This is a genomic window from Neobacillus sp. FSL H8-0543 (assembly GCF_038592905.1).
In the GTDB taxonomy this organism is placed as follows: Bacteria; Bacillota; Bacilli; order Bacillales; family Cytobacillaceae; genus Neobacillus.
This window is the reverse complement of record NZ_CP151943.1, coordinates 1712666-1734741: the sequence shown is the minus strand read 5'-3', so window position 1 is coordinate 1734741 and position 22076 is coordinate 1712666. Positions and strand designations below refer to the sequence as shown.

Sequence of the window (22076 nt, the reverse complement as noted above, 5' to 3'; positions counted from 1 at the left end):
CATTTAAGTCTATTAAATTTTATAATTATAATACTCTTTTTCTCGGTTTCTGACTTTTCTTTGCTTTTGATTTTCGATATTGCGAAGGAGATTGATTTGTTACCCTTTTGAATGACTGCGAAAAGAACGATTGTGAAGAAAAACCAGTATTTGCTGATATATTAGAAATCGGGTAGTTAGTTGTCTCCAATAGTATTTTACTTTCTCTTATACGCGTTTGAATTAAATATTCAATCGGAGAGACACCCACTGCCTTCTTAAATGAATGTGCCAGATAATACTTATTTATATGCCCGATTTCAGCCAAAATATCCAAATTGATTTCTTCACGGAAATGCTGCTTAATGTAGTTTTTTATAAAGGCTATGTCTTTGTTAATCTTTTGAGTGGAGGTTTTTTCTAAGGTGAGTGACTTTTTTCTCATCATTGTCATCAGTAAGATTTGTAAAATATTCTGAGCAATATATTCAAAGTCTTCCTGCTGTTTTTTTACTTCTATTAGCAGATGTTCAAGGTAAAAAAGATATGTTTGATATTCTTGTTTAAAGTTGTAAAAAGTCACCATAGAATTAGAATCATCGGGGGATGAAAAAGCTAGTCCCTGGATTCCAATCGCTATATACTCGAGAGGGTCGCTTTTGGTGGATTTTTCAGTGTGTTCTACATTTGGATTTATGATAATTAAATCAAACTCTTTTATGGCTACTTCTCTTTTATCATAGATAAAGGTTCCTTTCCCTTTCGTGATATAAATGAGTTCGGTGAAGTGATGGGTATGATTGGTGCTGTGCCAATCTTTGTCATATCTTGACTGTGTTAAATAAAGAATTTTGGCTGGAAGATGATCTCGATTAGGGATTGGTATCTCATAAATATCATTAGACAACTAATTCACTCCTTATAGAAAGCCCTTTCATTAATTATAGTATTTTTAGTCAATTTTAACAACAGAAAGCAAGATATATAAAAAATTGGACAAGATGTTTATTGTGAGAGTGTTTTTATCTTCGTATACTTTAAGTGTAGAAGAAAAATAGAAAAATAGAGTAGGGGTGTCAATTATGAGTAAAAGGCTTTTGATGGCTGGAATGACTGCGGTGCTTTCGTTTGGTCTAATGGCTTGTTCGAATGGTGAAAAGACCGAGAGTAAACCAAAAGATAGTACAAATTCTGGTGAGAAAACAACGCTTCAGGTAGCGGCATTGGAATCGGCATATGGTAAAGATGTGTGGACGGATATTGCCAAAGCATATGAGGATGCCAACCCCAATGTAAAGGTTGAATTGACTGTTGATAAAAATTTAGAAGAAACAATCAGCCCAAATATGAAAGCCGGTAAATATCCGGATGTCGTGTTATTGGCAAGCGGAAGAAAATTAGCGCTGACTGAAACGTTAATTAAGGATAAAGCACTAGAAGATATTACTGATGTATTAGATAAAAAGGTATATGGTGAAGATGTGGCAGTAAAGGATAAGTTAATCCCTGGCTTTACCGATACGCTTGCTACAAATCCATATGATGATAAAAAGACTTATTTAGCTCCAATGTTCTATAGTCCAACAGGATTATTCTACAATGAGGCTCTATTCACAGAAAAAGGCTGGGAAGTACCAAAGACTTGGGACGAAATGTGGGCACTAGGCGACAAGGCGAAAGCAGAAGGAATCTCGCTGTTCACTTACCCTACCACTGGATACTTTGATGCCTTTATGTATTCTCTACTATTAGAATCTGGCGGACCAGACTTCTATAATAAAGCAATGACTTACAACGATGGCATCTGGAATACTCCAGAAGCGAATCAGGTTTTTGACATTGTTGGAAAGCTGGCGAAATATACCGAGCCAACAACTGTTGCTAACGCTAATGATCAAAACTACAAAAAGAATCAGCAATTGATTTTGGATAATAAAGCATTGTTTATGCCAAATGGCACTTGGGTAGTTGGTGAGATGGCAGATGCACCACGAGCAGATGGCTTTAAATGGGGAATGACCGCTTTACCTGCATTCAAAGATGGTGGTGATCGTTATGCATTTACTTTCTTTGAACAAATGTGGATTCCATCTCAAGCAAAGAATAAAGATGCTGCCAAGGATTTCTTAACGTTCGTATATTCCGATAAAGCTGCAGATATTTTTGCCGCGGCCGGTGCTGTACAACCAATTCAAGGAATGGCTGAAAAATTAACTGGTGACAACCAATTGTTCTATAGCATCTATGACAACGGAGCAAAAGCTGGTATGGGCGGCTTTGCTGCTACAGAAGCAGTTGAAGGCGTAAGCATGGCTGATGAATTGTTTGCAACGATTGACAGTATTATTTCTGGAGATAAATCTGTTAAAGAATGGCAAGAAGCCGTGGAAGCTGCAAGCGATAAATTACGTGCAGCGCTAAAATAATACTTTAAAAAGATATAACGGTGAGCGTCAAACTCACCGTTATATTTATTAATAGAGGTGAAGGCAGTGAGCAAAACAACAGCAAAAAGAATTTTTATATTTATTTGTACAGCCCCAGCACTGATTTTGTTAACGCTATTTATGATCATCCCTACCGTCGAGGTCTTTCGGATGTCTCTATATAAATGGGGCGGGTTTTCCAATAATAAAACTTTTGTAGGGTTGGATAACTTCAGGAAATTGTGGGACGACATGAACTTTATCCAGGCACTCCAAAATAGCGTTCTGTTAATCGTGATCGTAACTATTATCACAATGGTGATGGCTATATTATTTGCGACATTATTAACCAGAGAGAAAATGAAAGGCAACAGCTTCTTTCGAGTCATCTTCTATATTCCCAATATTTTATCCATTGTTGTTATCGCTGGTATCTTTTCAGCTGTATATGATCCTAATACAGGTTTATTAAACAGTTTATTTAGTTTATTGAAAATGGAGGGTCTTAAACAACTATGGCTTGGAAATCAGCAGCTTGCTATCTACAGTATCGGAGGGGCACTTATTTGGCAGGCTATCGGTTATTACATGGTTATGTATATGTCAAGTATGGCCAGTATCCCAGAAAGCTTTTACGAAGCTTCTTCGTTGGAAGGGGCAGGAAAAATCACACAATTTTTCAGTATTACGCTGCCGCTGATCTGGCAAAATTTAAGGACAACATTAACCTTCTTCATTATTAGTACCATCAACCTGAGCTTCCTCCTCGTTCAGGCAATGACTGGCGGCGGACCTGATGGCGCAACTGAGGTGTTCTTAAGCTATATGTATAAGCAAGCTTACACCAACTCTTCTTACGGATATGGAATGGCGATTGGAGTAGCAATCTTCTTATTCTCATTTGCATTATCGGCTATTATTAGTGCTGTCACCAAAAGAGAAGTGCTGGAGTATTAAGGAGGAGCGTAGCTGAAATGAAAATGAAAAAAGAAAAAGGCATGAGTGCCGAAAAACTATATCGACTGTTTGTTTACGTTGCGCTAATCACATTAGCGATAACCATCATCATACCTGTTGCATGGGTTTTCCTAGCATCCGTTAAACAGAACTCGGAGTTTTACGGAAGCCCTTGGGCGATGCCGAAAGGATTTTACTTTCAAAACTTTATAGATGCCTTTGAGAAGGCAAATATGGGAACGTATATGTTAAATTCTGTCATGGTTACGGCCCTCGCCCTATTAATCTTGCTGGTCGTAGCTTTACCGGCTGCCTATGTCCTCGCAAGATATACCTTTAGAGGCAGTAAATTGATTAATACTCTTTTCAAGGCAGGATTGTTTATTAATGTAAATTATATTGTTGTTCCCATTTTCCTTATGTTATTAGAGGGTGATAATTTTCTAATATCGGCCTTTGGAGATGGATTCTTACTGGATAATTTATTCGTATTGGCTGTGGTTTATGCGGCCACTGCGCTGCCATTTACCATTTACCTATTATCGAGCTACTTTCAATCGCTGCCGTCAACTTATGAAGAGGCTGCACTGGTAGACGGTGCCGGATATTTTAAAACCATGATTAAAATAATGATTCCAATGGCCCGTCCAAGTATCATAACGATTATCTTGTTTAATTTCCTGGCATTTTGGAATGAGTATATTATCGCTCTGACATTAATTCCTGGTCCAAATAAAACATTGCCTGTTGGATTAATGAACTTAATGGCAGCTCAGAAATCTGCTGCAAACTACGGACAGATGTATGCGGGTATGGTACTTGTCATGCTGCCAACCTTAATTTTATATATATTGGTTCAAAAGAAAATTACACAAGGGATGACCCTTGGTGGACTGAAAGACTAGGAGGATTTATTTACATGAAGAAGACAGGACGAGTGACACTACCTAGTGAACAGAACTTTCTGGCAGAAACCAAAGACTTACTGGAACGTTGGGGTGCGGATGCAATTCGTGACAGTGATGGTACAAAGCTGGATGAACAGATTAAGCAATTGGATGCGAAAATATATACCACCTACTTTGTTGCCCGCGGACATAATGATTTTGCTGAAAAGCATATGGAGGAATGCCAGCAGCTTTATTTGATGAGCCAATTCAACATTGCTCAAGGCGATACACTTGAGATTGATTTTATGACAGGGTATTTTGACCAACAGCTAAAACCTGATTATAAACACGATCCCAAAAAATATTGGGAGGTAATCGATCGTACAACGGGTGAAGTGGTCGATATTCATGAATGGGATGTGAAAGAGGAACGGAATACGGTTATCATAAAAAATACAATCCCATGGCATGAATACACTGTTTCATTCTTAGTTTATGCCATTTGGGATCCGACTCAAATGTACAATCATATCACCAACAATTGGGGAGATAAACCGCATGATATTCCGTTTGATGTGCGACAGCCTTATTCCAATGAATTTATGAGCAGCACGCTTAAACAATGGCTGAAGGATAATCCAGATACAGATGTTGTTCGCTTTACGACATTTTTCTATCATTTTACCCTAGTGTTCAATAATCTTGGGAAAGAAAAATTTGTTGACTGGTTCGGCTATGGTGCGAGTGTATCAGTTGCTGCTTTGGATGCCTTTGAACAGGAGAAGGGCTATCGCTTAAGACCAGAGGATATCGTCGATCAAGGCTATTACAACACATCATTCAGAGTTCCAAGCAAGGCGTTTTCTGATTATATGGATTTTGTTCAAAGGTTTGTTGCTAAAGAGGCAAAGAAACTTATTGATATTGTCCACGAGAGCGGCAAGGAAGCCATGATGTTCCTTGGTGATAACTGGATTGGCACCGAGCCTTACGGTAAATATTTCGGAGAAATTGGATTAGATGCGGTTGTTGGCAGTGTTGGCGGCGGAGCAACATTAAGAATGATTGCCGATATCCCGCATGTCAGGTACACAGAAGGCCGGTTCTTGCCTTATTTCTTCCCGGATACGTTCTATGAAGGAAATAATCCGGTGATTGAAGCAAATGAAAACTGGCTGACTGCTAGAAGAGCGATATTGCGAAATCCCGTCGACCGGATTGGCTATGGCGGTTATTTAAGCCTTGCTTATAAATTTCCAGAGTTTGTTGATTATATTGAAAAAGTCACCGATGAATTCCGTGAGATTTATGACACAATTAAAGGGGTTAAACCCCATACAGGGCTTAAGGTTGCCATTTTAAATTCATGGGGAAAATTAAGAACCTGGCAGACCCATATGGTCGCCCATGCCTTGTGGTATAAACAAATATATTCCTATTTAGGAGTGTTGGAGTCTTTGAGCGGGGCTGCCGTAGAGGTTTCCTTTATAAGTTTCGAAGATGTCATCAATCACGGAGTTCCGGAAGATGTGGATGTTATTATTAATGCCGGGGATGCGGGCACAGCCTTTTCCGGCGGCGAGAACTGGATGAATGAAGCCCTTATTACCAAGATTAGGGCATGGGTTCATAATGGTGGAGGCTTTATCGGAATCGGAGAACCATCAGCACATCACCATCAAGGACGCTATTTCCAATTAGGCCAAGTATTAGGTGTCGACAAGGAACTTGGATTTACTTTATCAACCGACAAATATTTTACAACCCCTGTTGAAAAGCATTTTATTTCTGAAGACATGACCAAATTTAATTTTGGTGAAGGAATGAAAAACATTTACGCATTAACGGAAAATACGGAGATAATCGATTACTCTAATGGTGAAATCCACTTATCTAGTCATAATTATGGAAAAGGTAGAGGCGTCTATATAGCAGGTCTTCCTTACAGTGAGGATAACACTCGTCTGTTGTTGCGTGCGATGTTCTATGCCGCCAATAAAGAGAATGAGTTTCATAAATGGCATGCGAGCAATCTTTATTGTGAGGTTCATGCCTATCCATCGATTGAGAAGATGGCGATTGTGAACAATTCGATGCAGGAGCAAACGACACTCGTCTTTGACGGCAACGGCAACAGCAAGAAAGTGACACTGGGACCGAGTGAAATTCGATGGGAGGCCATTTCCGATGAGTCGTAATGCTCTTAACATTATCATAAAGCTTGTCTTAGCCATTGTTTGTTTAGCGGTCATTATTATCGCAAAGGAAACGATTAGCAGACTTAATTTAGGATTGATGCTGCTTGGATTAGCCGGACTTCTTGGATTACTGTACGATTATAATCGTAAATTTAATTGAAAACTATTAAAATAGCAGCACCGTAACTTGCAAGGAGAAAAATTAAATAAGGAGCATGGAGTACCTTGGAGATTAGTAATTACCATGGGATACTTCATGTTTTTTTTGCAATTGTAAAAATACCAAATTTTTAATATGTTTGCGAAAAATAAAGTAAAAAGCAAGATATATAAAAAACAAGACAATATCTTAGTTGTGTAAACGCTTCATTGTAAGTAGCCTTGAATATATGGAAAGTAAATCTGCTAGTAATTTGGACATATTCCGCAGTCATAGGTGCTGTTGATTCTATAATCCGGCTTTTTTATTTGGAGGAGGGAATTAATCACTGTTGGAACATACAAATCCTACTAGCTAGTATTCCTTTTTACAGCATCATACATATACGAGGAGGGAATAAATTGGACATGCAGCAAATGAAGAGATTCTTTAGTACGTTTCTTGCTCTTATGTTAATCTTACCGACATTTCTACCAGGATTTGTTTCACCTGCAAAAGTTGCCGCGCAAGCAAACAACCCATGGGTGACCATTTCTTCTGGAGGAAATGAAATCAATCAGGTTGTCGGACAAAATGGAAAGGCCTATGTAAGGCTTGGAACAGGTGCAGGTAATGATAATGGAGCAAAAGCAGCAGTTTTCCAAGAAAAAGATGCGATTTCTAAGCAAACGGGAACCATGGAGTATACCTTTATTCCAGAAACAGATGGTGGAAAGACAAGATTTGGTTTCTATCCTCACTATAAGGATCACAACAACTTTGTATTTATAGGCTACGACTTGGGCGGCTGGTTCTATGAGTACAAATATCAGGGTTCGGGAACTTGGTTGAATAATAGACCAAATGTGGACAATCCTGCAGCAGGAACGGAACATACTATCAAAATTGACTATGACCAAACCAATTTTTCCGTTACATTGGATGGACAAGATTTATTTGGGCATGTGAGCTTACCTGAAGCTGCCAATAATCTTGTTGATGGCAAGGAAGCCATTAGACTTGGCCAATGGGGCAGCGAGAACAGTCAGGTGTTAATAGACTTAAAGGACACTGCAGTGGAACCGCCGGTAGATCCTCCAACTGACCCTGTTGATCCTCCTGAAGAAACAGAGCCGGTGGATATTACGGATTCTACCCTAATAGAAGGTGACTTTACTGTTCTATCTGGCAATGGAACCGTAACATATAATGAGGACGGTTCTGCTACATTTGATGTTACTTCTACAGCAAAGAATCGTTTTGTTTACAATGCACCAAAAGTCAAAAATGGAATTTTTGAAGCAGATATTACTCCTGTTTCAGGTACTATGAATCGCTTGGGTATGCTTTACCGTGTGCAAGATGCAAGCGCGTATACCTATGTTGGTACAGGTGATGCCAACAATCAGTATTTTGGAGAGATCTTTGGGCCAAAAAACAGTTGGACATCAATGACGACAGGAAAAGCATTGACAGCTGGTGAAACCTATCATTTAAGCGTAAAGGTTATCGATGATTCTGCTACCATGTACCTTGATGGCGAGAAGATAACGACTTGGACACTTTCAGGCGGGGTGGATCAAGCCGGATTATTTGGTTTTGAAAAGAGTCGCGGCGCAGCAAGCCTTAAGATTGCTAACATTAAGATTAAGGAAATTGTGCCTCCTAAAGCACCAAATACACCACCGGTATTGAATACAATCTCATCTGACTATATGGATGTGACAATTGACGAGATTTTCCCTCGTGTAGTGAAATACCAAGTGGGCAATAAAGTGATGAATGGCCAGGAAACTCCTGCCTATGGCTTAAAAGTTAACGGCCTGCTCTACTATCCGACTGTTCAATTTACGAAGGTTAGCAGCAGTGAAGCGTTATACACGTTAAAAGTTGTCGATGAAATTGAAGATCTGGATGCCAGTTTCAAAGTTTCATTGAAAGTAGCGGATAACAAGGTTATCTATAGCTTTGATGAAATCGCTAATGCAGGTTCTGCAAAAATCGAAACAGTTGATTTTGCAGATATGAACTTTGTCTCTGTCAATTCCAATCAGGAAAATGCAAAAGCAAGATTTGCCAATGTAAGCAGTGATGTAACAAAGCCGGGCGATGTTGACGTTACAGTTAATGAATCTATGACCGGTGTTGGAACACGTGCTTCGTATTATGCTGGTTTTGTATCTAATAATGAATTGAGTGCAGGAGTATGGTCCAGCTCAGAGGTTAATGGCTATGGGAATCTAATTGCCAGCCGCTACCAAAATTCAGATGGTGCCAAAGCAGTGGGAATTGGTTCGAACACCATGTATTATCAGCGTTCTTTTATGACAGCACCGCAAGCATTTAAACCAACGATTAAAGTGGCTATCGCCGAAGATTTGAATCAAGATGAAAATCTAGATTGGCAGGACGGTGCGATTGCTTACCGTGAACTTATGCCGGCAATTAAGGGTTCAGAAAATGTGAACAATCTAGTCGGTTATCGAATTGCTATGAACTTTGGTTCACAGGTTCAACAGCCATTCTTAAAATCATTGGATAATGTCAAGAAGGTTGCCCTGGCAACAGATGAATTGGGACAAGCAGTTTTATTAAAAGGCTATGGAAACGAAGGTCATGATAGCGCTCACCCGGACTACGGTGATGTAGGAGAACGGATGGGCGGGGAACAGGATTTAAATACGCTTATTGAGGAAGGCCACAAATATAACGCAGAATTTGGTGTCCACATTAATGCGCAAGAAACCTATCCCGAAGCAAAAGCCTTCAGTGATGACTTGATCGAAGGTCCAAACTCAAGGGGCTGGGGTTGGTTAGACCAAGGCTATGTCATTGATAAAATTAAAGACTTAGCTTCAGGAAAGCGTGCAACTAGACTTGATCAGTTGAAAAAGGCAGCACCAGGCCTTGACTTCATCTATTTGGATGTATGGTATCAAGACCAATGGGAATCTGACCGGGTAGCAGAGCAATTAATGGAGCGGAACTGGAGAGTTACCACTGAATTTGGTACATCCATCAATAACTACTCTACATGGCAGCACTGGGCTACGGATAAGAACTATGGCGGACCAACAAGCAAGGGGATCAACTCAGAGGTTCTTCGATTTATTGGCAACCATCAGAAAGACTCCTGGGTATTGAATTGGCCAGAAGCGGGCGGAACAGCAGATCATCCACTCCTTGGCGGATTTGAACTGGCAGGTTTTGAAGGCTGGCAATCGGATAAGAATTTTGATAACTATATCCGAATGACATTCGATAATAATCTTCCAACGAAATTTTTGCAAAAATATTATGTAACTAATTGGACAACGGCTGAAGGCAATAGAAATGCAACAAACCTTGAAAAAGAGATTAAATTAACGGATCCAAGCAACGGAGATGAGGTTGTTGTCACAAGAAAAGACAATTCGAGAGAACGAGTGATTAAGCTAAATGGGAATGTTGTGCTTGATGAGCATGCTTATTTAATTCCATGGGTGGAACAGGATTTCAAAAATCCAACCCCTGATTCCGAAAAATTGTATCACTGGAATTTGGCAGGAGGTACGACTACTTGGACGCTACCGGACGAATATGCAGGAATTTCGAAAGTGTATGTCTATAAATTGACTGATCAAGGCCGGACAGATGTTGAGAAGGTCAAGGTCGTTAATAATCAGGTCACTTTAACGGCCGAAGCGGCTACCCCATATATTGTCGTGCCGGAGAAAAAGGAGAAGGGCTTGCAAGTCGATGATTGGAGCACTGCTGCCCATGTTTATGACACAGGATTCAATTCGGGAACTGTCAAGGATTCACTTACAAAAGTGGCCGGTGATAAGGATGCTGTCAGTGTTGTCCGCACCTCGCAAACCGGTGATGCTCGTAATCTGAGCAGTGGCGACTATTATTTGAATTTCGAAAATCCATCGGAGTTTACTTCTGTTTCGCGTGTTCTTACTGACCTTGAGCCTGGAAAAGATTATGTCGCTGAGGTCTATGTAGAAAATAATAGCAATGTAAAAGCTGGAATCGCTGTAAAGGGCGGAGTAACGGATGTCAGCAATTACACGCTTCGCAGCTTGCAAAAGAATTATGTAAAGGCAGATTCCCATGCAACGAATGATGGCTACAACAGTAAAATGCAACGAATGCAGGTAAGTTTTACTGCAACAGCTAAAAAGGCCGAACTCATTCTCAGCCGTGAGGCAGGTGAAGGAACGACCAAATTTGATGACATTCGGATTGTACAAAAAACAGTGAGTAACTTCGTCTCGCCAAATGTATTTGTACAGGATTTTGAATCCGTTGTACAAGGAGTTTATCCATTTGTTGTGGGGAACACAGAAGGTGTGGAAGACAACAGAATCCATTTATCTGAACTAAACGCTCCTTATACACAAAAAGGCTGGGCTGGCAAAAAGCTGGTGGATGATGTATTAGGCGGCAACTGGTCTGTTAAAGTAAATACAGGAAATAAAGGTTTAGTTTACCGCACCATTCCACAGCACTTTCACTTTGAAGCTGGAGAAACGTATAAAGTGTCTTTTGATTACCAAACAACCGCGAATGCCTATCGCTTTATCTCCGGGGACCAGGAGATTGATGCTCGCAGTATTGAAAATGTAACTGGTTTAAACGAGAACCAAACACTTTATGCATCAACTGATACGAAAACAGCAGAGTTTACCATTAAAGCTTCAGACAATGGTCAAACCTATATCGGAATCTTTAGTGACGGAACAAGTCTGAATGGAGACACAGGTGCGGGTACGTTCATTCTTGATAATCTGCGTATCGAACGCATTGCTCCCAAGCTTGGCAGTTAAGGATGCAACGATTACGGGGGGATGAGTATGGTTTAACATCACTGACTGTAGAGGCAAAGGATTCGAACCCCCTCGAATCGCCTTTTTTGCTGTGGTGAAAGCTCTTTCGGAGTTAAAAAAGTATATCATGTATTATCAAAATAATTTGAAATATGATATAATGTGGAATAGACGCAATATTCATGTAATTATATTAGATCATATGTTACTGATTCGATCAGGCATAGTGGTGACTGGATGGGTCATTTGACCCGCGGTACCTCTATGCTTTTTTTATTATCTAATGAAAGCGGTGTCTTGAAGCCGCCAATGGAAGCAGGCCGTTCAATTTCGGGTTTTATATATTTTATATAAAAACTTCACAAGAAGGAGTGATAGAGTCAGGCAGGTTTTGATTAGTTTACCATCCAACAAGGTGAAACAGTAGGCGCGATATTAAGAGGAGGAAACTGATTTGAGTTATTTATCAAAGAGATTATTTAGAAGATCAACAATTATACTTCTTACGATTCTATTAATTTTGCCCACATTTTTAACAGGGCTATCGGCTGGTGCGATAGCAGCCACTGAACCAATCTATACGTCGTCCGGCTCGGAGACCGCTTCCTTTGGCCCGGAAAAAGCCTTCGATGGAAAATATGATCGGTATACAAATAAGGACTCCAGATGGGCGAGCACTTTGGGCTTGGCCTCAAAGGAAAACCCAAAATGGCTTCAAGTGGAATATCCTGAAGTAAAAACCTTTCAAGGCTTTAAAATCCATTGGGAAAGAAAAAATGTCAATGCTTATTCCATCCAAGTCTCCAATGATGGTACAAGTTTTAAAACAGTCTATAACTCTACTGCTAATAAAAACCAATGGATTGAAACGATTAAGCTGGCAAATGCTGAAACAGCTAAAATAGTAAGATTGGTCATCACAGATTTTGTCTCAAATTCTCCTAATATAGAAAAGGACGTGGACTGGGCAACTGTCTCCGTTTTTGAATTTGAGGTTTTAGAAAGCTTAATTCCAGTGGTTGTTGGAACCGATAATGTTGCAGTTGGAAAAACCGCAACAGCTTCAAATACGGAAGCAGGTAGTACCTTTGTTCCCGGAAACACTGTTGATGGAAACATGAATACCCGCTGGTCCACCGACAGGGGTGATAATGTGGCAAGAACCTTGACTATTGACCTGAATGCATTAACTCAAGTGCAGTCAGTCATCATTAACTGGGAAAGAACTAATATTATTGCCTTTAATTTGACGTATTCAGAGGACGGCACGCAATATTTACCTTTCTATCGACAGACGCAAAAGTTTGATAACCAACGTCAACAGTTAACCGTTCCAAGTCCGGTAAATGCCCGGTATTTAAAATTGGAAATTACCCAATATGATGGCGGTACGATAAACTGGCCAAATATTGGTATTAACGAAGTAGAAGTATTCTCCATCCATAAAAATGAAATACCGGGGGAAATTACCTCACTTGAACAAATTACGTCCCTGCCAGTAAATGATGAAACAGGCAAACTTAACCTACCACAAGCAACAAATGGAGAAATCGCCATTGTGGGAAGTAATGCTTTACCCGTCATTGACCTGGAGGGTAATGTATTTAGGCCGTTAACGGATAAAAATGTAAAGGTAACTCTGAAGTTAACAAAAACAAATAAAAGCACGGAGTCAAAGGAATTTACCGTTTCCGTAGCTGGGGCACATGAAGATGAGGGGGAAAATGAAAAGCCAATCGTAATCCCTGCTCTTCAAGAATGGTATGGACTAGAAGGATTCAAGGTCGTTGATGCTTCAACTGCTATTGTGGTTCAAGAACCAGCCTTCCAAAAGGCAGCTAAACTATTCCAACAGGATCTGATTGACATGGAGGGATTGCATCTCTCGATTGAATCGAAAGACACCAATGCGATCATTTTCAAAAAGGATGCAGAAGGTGTGTACGGTGAAGAAGGATATGGGATTGAAATTCAGAACGGTAATATCGTTGTGACAGCAGAAGAGTATACAGGTGCATTTTATGCGACAAGAACATTACTTCAACTGTTGAAACTAAATGACGGAAATTTGATACCAAATGGATTGGTAAGGGATTATCCGAAATTCAAAATTCGAGGCTTTATGCTCGATGTCGGCCGTAAGTTTACTGATCTCGATTATCTCTATGAATATGTCAAAAACATGAGTTACTACAAATTGAATGATTTCCAGGTTCATTTAAATGACAATGAATTAGAAATGCATTTATTTAACTCGATTGACGATGCCATCGATAATGCCTATGCCGGCTTCAGATTGGAGTCCAATATTGTTGGAGAGAATGGGGTTCCTTTGACATCTCAAGATGGTTATTATACCAAGCAGGAATTTAATCGATTCATCACGGATGCTGGAGATTATGGGATCGATATTGTTCCAGAGTTTGATACACCTGGACATGCCTTGTCCATGGTGAAGGTAAGACCTGATCTTTACTATAAAGGTCAAATTGTAAACGGTAAACCACCTGAAGAAGCAGCAGCCATGCTTGATTTATCGCATCCAGATACGCTGCCGTTCATTAAATCGATTTATAATGAGTATTTGGATGGTGATAGCCCTGTATTTAAAGACGCTCCTATTCATATTGGAAGCGATGAGTATTATGGAGGTGCGGAAGCCTATCGTGCCTATGTCGATAATATGTTGAAATTTGTTCGCGACGAAAAACAACGAACTGTACGACTATGGGGAAGCCTTTCAAATAAAACCGGGACGACACCAGTTACCTCTAAAGATGTTCAATTACAGGTTTGGAATACAGGATGGGCGAACCCGCAACAAATGCTAAACCAAGGCTTTGATATCATTAACATTGATGACGGCCAAGTTTATATGGTCCCAAGAGCGGGCTACTATAGGGATCGCTTAAATTCGCAAACCATATATAACAGCTATCAACCAAATAAGTTTTCCAATGGCACCGTTGTCAACGAATCAAATCCTCAATTCTTGGGAGGTATGTTTGCTTTATGGAATGATAAGGTTGGTAAACTTGAAAATGGTATTACCCCATATGATATGTTTGACCGCGTGTTTGATGCGATTCCTGCTATTGCCCAAAAGAACTGGGGCAGCGATACATCAGGTGTGACCTTTGCTGAATTCAATGAGACAGCAAAGAAAACAGGATTTGCTCCAACAACGAATCCAAAGTTTGATGTAGCAACAGTTGATTCAACGGTGATTGATTATAATTTTACAAAAGGGCTGCAGGACAATAGTGGCAATGGCTATGACGTAGAAGAAAAGGTTAATGCCGATGTTGTTGCAGGCAAAGGGCTTCAATTAAACGATTCGGAAAGCTATGTTACGACTGGCTTGGAAAATCTAGGCCCGAATGCGGTTATGAATGTGACCTTAACCTTGAAGGATACGAATGGTCCGCAAATTTTGGCAGAAGAGAGCTATGCGGGTCCGAATAAAACCTATGCAACTATTTATGCTTTAAATAAGGATGGCTATGTAGGTTACGATTATGCAGGCCGTTCCTATTCCTTTGATTACAAGCTGACAGCTGGCAAAAAGACAACGCTCACTTTTGTGACAGAATTAGAGAAAACTAGATTATTTGTCAATGGCGAAGAAATCCCGCTTACTGCTGATACGAGGATGCCTTATAACACATTGGTATTACCGCTTGAAAGAATCGGCAGTGCAACGAATTCTGTTAATGGGGTTATTTCTACATTAACTATCGTAAAAGGAAAATATATCGATCCAACTAGGATTGATCCTGGCACCATGAACATTTCTGCTACGAGTGAAGAAACTGTTCAAGGAGATACGAAAGTGGAAGGGCCGATTGGGCTCGCATTTGACGGAAATACAGGTACGATCTGGCACTCCAAGTGGAGCAAAAACCCACCGCTCCCGTATGAAGTAAACATGGAGCTTGCTGAGGAAACCACCCTAAGCAAATTTGTCTATACTCCAAGACAAGCGGGTGGACAGAATGGCAACATTTTAAACTATCGCGTTCAAGTAAGTACCGATGGTCAAAATTATTCAGATGTGACTGCTGGTTCCTGGGGAAATGATGCGAATATAAAAACCATTGATTTAATTGGTGTTTCAGCCAAGTATGTTCGGTTCATTGTTGAAAATGGAATGGGCGGATTTGCTAGTGCAGCAGAATTTTCTTTGCATAAGAAAGTGGAAGAACAGCTTGTTGAGCCAATTCTGATAGTGAAGGACGCAACAATCATCGCCGGAGATGAACTGGATTTAACCTCGCTTATTACCGAAGCGAAGGACTCCAGGGGTAATGATGCCACAGCATCCGTTGAAATCGATGAAGGCAACTTTGATGCGACTAAACCAGGAACATATATGATCACCTTCACATTGAAGGCAGAAGGCTATGAAGATATAGTAAAAACCGCAACGGTAACTGTTAAAGAGAAAGCTACCGACCCGGAAAAGCTGAAAAAACCAGTTTTAGCTGTCAAAAATGCGACGATTTCTCCAGGAGATAAGCTTGATCTAGTGTCCTTAATCGTGGTAGCGAAAGACTCCGAAAGAAAAGATGCAACAAGCTCAGTTGTGATTGATAAAGGTGACTTTGATGCCAATACACCTGGTAAATACACGATTACCTTCACATTAACCGTTGGTGGATTTGGGGATTATGTGAAAACGGCTTCAGTGAAAGTAAAAGCTAAGTAGTGTGGCCGAAAGCCAACTGAGCCGCAAAAAACCGAGAATCCGGCAGCCACTCAAATGTTTCAGGCAACCTTCTGAACACCGCTACAAAAGCTTAATGATAGCAGCAAAGCAGCCGATTCCATTTGTATGATTGGTATTATGGTTAAAAGAATGCACAGAGGTAGCTCTGTGCATTCTTTTTTTTGCTTAGAATTGTTCGAAAATCCCCAGCAGCTCGGCATTTTCCATGCTGTTCATACATTAGTCAAAACATTTCTAACAAACTGTGAAATTAACACTATCTTCATAGTATTAATGTTTGGAATACAATATATTATAAGTATAAAGAACAAACAAATTTTGAAAGGCGGAATGACTTATGTTTATAAATTTTTTAAGGGAAAATAAAATCTCTGCTGCTATTTTAACTGCTATTCGTTTGTACCTTGGCTACGCGTGGCTGACAGCCGGTTATCACAAAATTGTAGATGGTTTTGATGCTTCAGGCTATTTAGCAAATGCTGTTGCAAACCCCGTTAAAGGTCCGGATGGCAGCATGGTTTACGGCTGGTACGTTAGCTTCCTAGAAAACTTTGCCTTACCAAACATTGAATTATTCAACTTCCTAGTCCCTTGGGGCGAAGCGTTAATCGGTTTAGGATTACTTCTTGGTTGCTTAACAACAGCAGCAATGTTCTTTGGACTCGTGATGAACTTCAGTTTCTTCTTAGCAGGAACGGTTTCTCATAACCCCACAGACATCTTCTTAGGCTTCATCATCTTAACAGCAGGCTACAACGCAGGACGGATTGGTTTAGATCGCTGGGTGGTTCCATTCATCCGTAGAACAGTTAAGAAATACACAAATAAGAATAATGCAGCTGCATAACAGACAAAGGCTCAAACTAAAGACACCATCCAGAAAAATTGGATGGTGTCTTTAAATTTTTAGCAATCTAGGAAATTCCTTCAAATTAAGTAAAAATCTTCAGCGATTCTAGTAAATTAAGGCATGTTACAATTAGGTAACAATGATTTTACAATAAAGAGGGGTATGTTAATGAGAAAGTTTAATAGGGCAATAGGTTTGGCGTTAATCATCTCACTAGTTTTAAATTTCTTGCCGGCTGCGATGTTTCAGAGTAAATTTGAAAACATTAAGTCCGCCGACGCAGCGGGTTTATTAACGAGAGAAGATGCGAAAAGGTTTGAGGGGATTGTGGCGGGTGAGAATTCTCGTACCTCTATTTTACAAGTAGATGGAACGGTTATTGAAACAGGAATGTATGAAACGAATGTTAGCAATTGGAAGAATATCGTCTCGATAGCGTCAGGAAGTTATTATACTGTTGGATTAAAAAAGGATGGAACTGCTGTGGTTGATGGCGGTTCGTGGGAAGGACAAGAAACGATTGCCAATTGGGCAAATTTAGTTGCCATTTCGGCAGCAGATAGTTCTGTATTAGGACTAAAAGGTGATGGTTCCGTTATCTCTGCGGGAGGGCCAGGAAATGTAAGCGACTGGAAGGATATCGTCGCCGTTTCTGCCGGTATGTTCCATTCTGCGGGTTTAAAAAGTGATGGAACGGTTGTCGCGAGTGGAATGTATCCAAGTGGATATTCTGCGGTTGTTAATTGGTCAAATATTGTAGCAATATCGGTAGGAAATAGCCATGTTGCAGGATTAAAAAACGATGGAACCGTCGTTACTACTGATACAAGCCTAGATGTTAGTGGTTGGGAGAATATCATTGCGATTTCTTCAGGTGACTATCATTTGGTAGGCTTAAAAAGTGATGGAACAGTTGTGGGTACAGGGTGGAATCATTCTGGACAAATTGATGTTAGCGGCTGGAAAAATATCATTGCACTTTCTGCAGTGGGTGCGCATACCGTGGGCTTAAAAAGCGATGGTGCCGTGATAGCAGTAGGAGATAGTTCTGGTGCTCAAATGAATTTAAGTGATTGGAAAGATATCACTGCCATTTCGGCTGGTGAGAAAAATATATTGGGTGTAAAAGAGAATGGCACGGTGGTTGGAATTGGTGATAATGGTAGCGGAAAAAACTATGTATCTGATTGGTCCGATATCGTTGCCACTTCCACTGGTCGTTCTCATAGCATTGGCTTGAAAAGCGATGGAACCGTTGTCGCGGCAGGGAATAACGGGAATGGGGAAGCAAATGTAAGTGGTTGGCTTGGTATTAATGACGTAGCAGTTGGAGACGGATTCACAGTAGGCGTGAAAAATGATGGAACCGTGGTGGCAGTCGGCTATAAAGGTTCTGCCCAATCAAAGGTTACTGGTTGGAATGACATTGCCGACATCTCTGTTGGTGCTACTCATACCGTTGGTTTAAAAACGGGAGGAACAGTAGTTGGAGCTGGTGAAAACTATTTTGGACAATTACAGGTTCAAGATTGGCATGATATTCGTTCAATTTCTGCTGGAGGTTCCCATACTGTTGGCTTAAAAAGCGATGGAACGGTAGTCGCAGTTGGAAATAATAGTTCTGGACAAACAAACGTTAGTGATTGGAAAGATATCATTGCGATAGCTACAGGACATGCATTTACTGTAGGTTTAAAAAGTGATGGCACCGTCCTTGCCGTAGGCTCAAATGATTTTGGACAGCTTCATACAAGCCAATGGCAGGACATCGTAGCTATAACAGCAGGCAGCGCGCATACCGTAGGTTTAAAAAATGATGGTACGGTCGTTTCAACGAGTTGGAAAGGTCAGGCTTTTGACCTTGTTTCAGTAGAGAAAAAGGTTGTAAAACCATCTGATACCGTTAAAATCACCTTAAAAGATAGTGATTTTTTCAAGGTAGAAACGGAACAATTTAAATTAAATGGTGCTATTTCGTTTGAAGGGTTGATGGATGTAAATAGTGAAAATGAACACACGATGTCTTATCTTATTAATGAAGAATCGTTTGGACAGGTTCATATTTCTTTTCCGGGAATATTAGACCTTTATGGTAATGCACTTTCAAAGCAAAATACTTTTCAGGTTATCCCTTTAAAATCGATTACATCGACAAAATCAGAAACACAGTCTGGAGATAAAATTACCCTGACTGCAACATTTTTTCAACGAGTTACTTCCGATATAAAACTGTCACTTGATGGTGCTGTTGAATTAGAAGAGGCCACGATGACAGAGGTAGCTGGAAGCAATGGCACAAAATATTTGCTTCAATATACAGTTCCAAATAACTATAACTTAGGAAGTGTGAATGCAACGATATCAAACGTAAGTACAGAAGATGGAAATCGTTATGATAGCTATACTGAAGAAAGTGTTTTTACAAAAAATATTAGAACTACGCCAATTCATTCGTTGACAGCCTCAAAGTCAAAAGGAAAAGCGGGCGACAAGATTGTCATTACGGCAAACTTCACGGAAAGTGTAAAAGCGGGTGTTAAGCTGTCACTTGATGGCGATGGCGGAGCTGTTCTAGAGCCGCGTGCTATGACGGAGATGCCAGAAAGTGATGGTCGTAGTTTCACGTATACCTATACTGTCCCTTATGGAAGCAGCGGACAAATCAATGCCCGTATTACTGAAGTATTTAATGTCAACAATGAGTTATTTCAAGACTACAATTATAGTAATCTTTTTGAAATTGACGGAATCCTGCCATATGTAACGAGGATAGAAGCAACACCAAGCAGGAGTAAATTAGGCGATAAGATCGTGATTCAGGCTTCAATCAGTGAGCCGGTAAAACCAGGTATTTCATTAACATTAGTTGGTAGTGCAAGTAATGAGCCAGTGTTAATGACAGAAGTTGAAGGCAGCAATGGAATGGAATTTACCTATGAATACACGGTAAAAGATGGTGATTTTGGCTCGGTCAATGCGGTAATAACAGGTATAGAAGACCTGGCGGGAAATGTGAACTCTTTTTCAAAAGATAATATCCTTCAAACGGATGGGATAATTCCAACCGTTCTATCGATCGAATCAGCTGAAAAAGTGTATCGCAGCGGTGATTACGCGCATATTACTGTTGAATTCAGTGAGCAGATTTTGCCAGGTGTAAAGCTTAAATTGACTGGTGGAATCGATAACGAGGAATACCCAATGACCGCAGTAGCGGGCGGCAGTGGAAAAAGCTATGAGCTGTACTATGAGATAAAGGCTGGTCAAAATGGATTTGTAGCTGGCGAATTGACAGGGATTGAAGATTTGGCAGGGAATACTACTGTTTTTTCAAAGGATAAGCTCTTTTATCTTAGCGATCCAGCTAATGCCAATCTTTCTACGATAACTTTGAGTGCTGAGAAGGAAAGTAAGGTCTATCCGTTAACGCCAAGTTTTTCAACGGACATTTTCGTATATGAATTAGAAGTTCCGAGTTCAGTAATGAATATTTATGTCAATGCCTTAGCGGAAGATCCTTTCGCAAAAGTAGCGGGGACTGGTTACAAGGACCTAGTAGTAGGTGAGAATCAATTTACGTTAATTTCCACATCCGAGGATGGAACAAAAAAGGAATATACGATAACCATAAACGTAATTGATAGGGAGAAACCATCGATTCTAGGGGCGACGGACAAGACGCTCAAAATTGGTGAAACCTTTAATGAATTAGCTGACATTACAGCTTGGGATAACGTAGATGGAGATCTTACCGCAAGTATTCAGGTAAGTGGAACAGTGGACAACACGAAACCAATGGTCTATACGTTAACGTACACCGTAACAGACCAAGCTGGAAATTCGACTGGTCTAGAAAGAAAGATTACCGTGATTGATGACATCAAACCGATTATTGTAGGAGTGGAAGATAATACAATATATAGTGGTTCCACTTTTGATGCAAAAGCTGGCGTCACGGCACATGATAATGTAGATGGTGATTTGACTAGTGTTGTGATCGTAACAGGAGAGGTGAATGCAAACCAAAGCGGTGTCTACACAATCACATATAAAGTTATCGATTCATCTGGAAATACGACAACCAGTAATAGAAAAATAACAGTTGTTGAAAATGTTAAGTCTGGATGGGTAAATGAAAATGGCAACTGGTACTACTATGATCTGATTACGGGAGTAAAGAAAACAGGGTGGATTCAACCTGCAAATACATGGTATTACATGGATGAGGCTGGAATCATGAAGACGGGTTGGCTCAATCTCGGTGGAACATGGTACTACTTAAATGAGAGTGGAGCTATGAAGACAGGTTGGCTCAGCCTTGGAGGAACATGGTACTACTTAAATGGGAGTGGAGCTATGAAGACGGGTTGGCTCAGCCTCGGTGGAACATGGTACTACTTAAATGGGAGTGGAGCTATGAAGACAGGTTGGCTCAGCCTTGGTGGCACATGGTACTACTTAAATGAGAGTGGAGCTATGAAGACAGGTTGGCTCAGCCTCGGAGGAGCATGGTACTACCTAAATGCTAATGGAGTGATGAAAACAGGCTGGCTCCAATTGGGCAAAAACTGGTACTATCTAAAATCCGATGGTAGTATGGCTTATAATACCATCGTTGATGGAAGTAAACTTGATCGTAACGGAGTTTGGGTTAAATAAGCCTGAATTGTTAGATAGCGAGGTAAGGGGTATAGGGGAAATTTCCCTATACCTCTTATTTCTAGCTATATGACTAAATGCCGGAGCAAAGAATTGGTATAACAGATAAGGTACTAGATTGGGTCGATATCATTTACTTTAGATAAAGTAATGATAAATAAAAATTTAAACATTCAAGTATATTAAAAGGACCACAAAAATGGTCCTTTTAATATACTCATATTTAATTAAAACCCTCTTTGTTTAAGTATATTCCTTCACAAACTTTGCAGTTAAGGGATTATAACTGTGCTTATTATCCACGAACATTTACTTTATTGAAAATGATAGAAATTATACTTTGATAAATAAAATTAATTAATAATAATTATCATTAATATTAGCGGATGTTTATTGAATAATTCCAATATTAAAGGGGTTGAAAGGAATTATCAT

General features: G+C 40.0%; 10 protein-coding genes. 9 read left to right on the top strand and 1 reads right to left on the bottom strand.

Going from position 1 to position 22076, the window contains the following annotated elements; translation table 11 throughout:
• Positions 1-25 precede the first annotated feature (25 nt).
• A complete protein-coding gene (locus tag NSS81_RS08835) occupies positions 26-886 on the bottom strand; it encodes an AraC family transcriptional regulator (protein ID WP_342433129.1) in 861 nt (286 codons plus the stop codon).
• Between the two features lie 175 nt (positions 887-1061).
• On the opposite strand from NSS81_RS08835, the gene NSS81_RS08830 reads away from it, so the two are divergent.
• From NSS81_RS08830 to NSS81_RS08790, 9 genes are all read left to right on the top strand, one after another.
• Positions 1062-2405 (top strand): carbohydrate ABC transporter substrate-binding protein, encoded by a 1344-nt coding sequence (locus NSS81_RS08830; RefSeq protein ID WP_342433128.1) that lies wholly within the window; start codon positions 1062-1064, stop codon positions 2403-2405.
• A gap of 66 nt (positions 2406-2471) precedes the next feature.
• Complete coding sequence (locus tag NSS81_RS08825) at positions 2472-3362, top strand: sugar ABC transporter permease (protein ID WP_342433127.1); 891 nt, start codon at positions 2472-2474, stop codon at positions 3360-3362.
• A 23-nt stretch (positions 3363-3385) separates the two neighbouring features.
• Entirely contained in the window at positions 3386-4267 is an 882-nt protein-coding gene (locus NSS81_RS08820; protein ID WP_342433980.1) for a carbohydrate ABC transporter permease, read from the top strand.
• Positions 4268-4281: 14 nt separating this feature from the next.
• Positions 4282-6450: a 1,3-beta-galactosyl-N-acetylhexosamine phosphorylase gene (gene gnpA, locus NSS81_RS08815; protein WP_342433126.1), complete on the top strand. Its 2169-nt coding sequence runs from the start codon at positions 4282-4284 to the stop codon at positions 6448-6450.
• Entirely contained in the window at positions 6440-6610 is a 171-nt protein-coding gene (locus tag NSS81_RS08810; protein WP_342433125.1) for a hypothetical protein, read from the top strand. The genes gnpA and NSS81_RS08810 overlap by 11 nt, the downstream gene beginning before the upstream one ends.
• Positions 6611-7011: 401 nt before the next feature.
• Entirely contained in the window at positions 7012-11403 is a 4392-nt protein-coding gene (locus tag NSS81_RS08805) for an endo-alpha-N-acetylgalactosaminidase family protein (RefSeq protein WP_342433124.1), read from the top strand.
• Positions 11404-11857: 454 nt separating this feature from the next.
• The gene (locus NSS81_RS08800) at positions 11858-16111 is read left to right on the top strand and encodes a discoidin domain-containing protein (RefSeq protein ID WP_342433123.1); all 4254 of its coding nucleotides are present in this window, start codon (positions 11858-11860) and stop codon (positions 16109-16111) included.
• A gap of 358 nt (positions 16112-16469) precedes the next feature.
• Positions 16470-16979 (top strand): DoxX family membrane protein, encoded by a 510-nt coding sequence (locus tag NSS81_RS08795; RefSeq protein ID WP_342433122.1) that lies wholly within the window; start codon positions 16470-16472, stop codon positions 16977-16979.
• Between the two features lie 171 nt (positions 16980-17150).
• Entirely contained in the window at positions 17151-21641 is a 4491-nt protein-coding gene (locus tag NSS81_RS08790) for an immunoglobulin-like domain-containing protein (protein WP_342433121.1), read from the top strand.
• Positions 21642-22076: the final 435 nt, after the last annotated feature.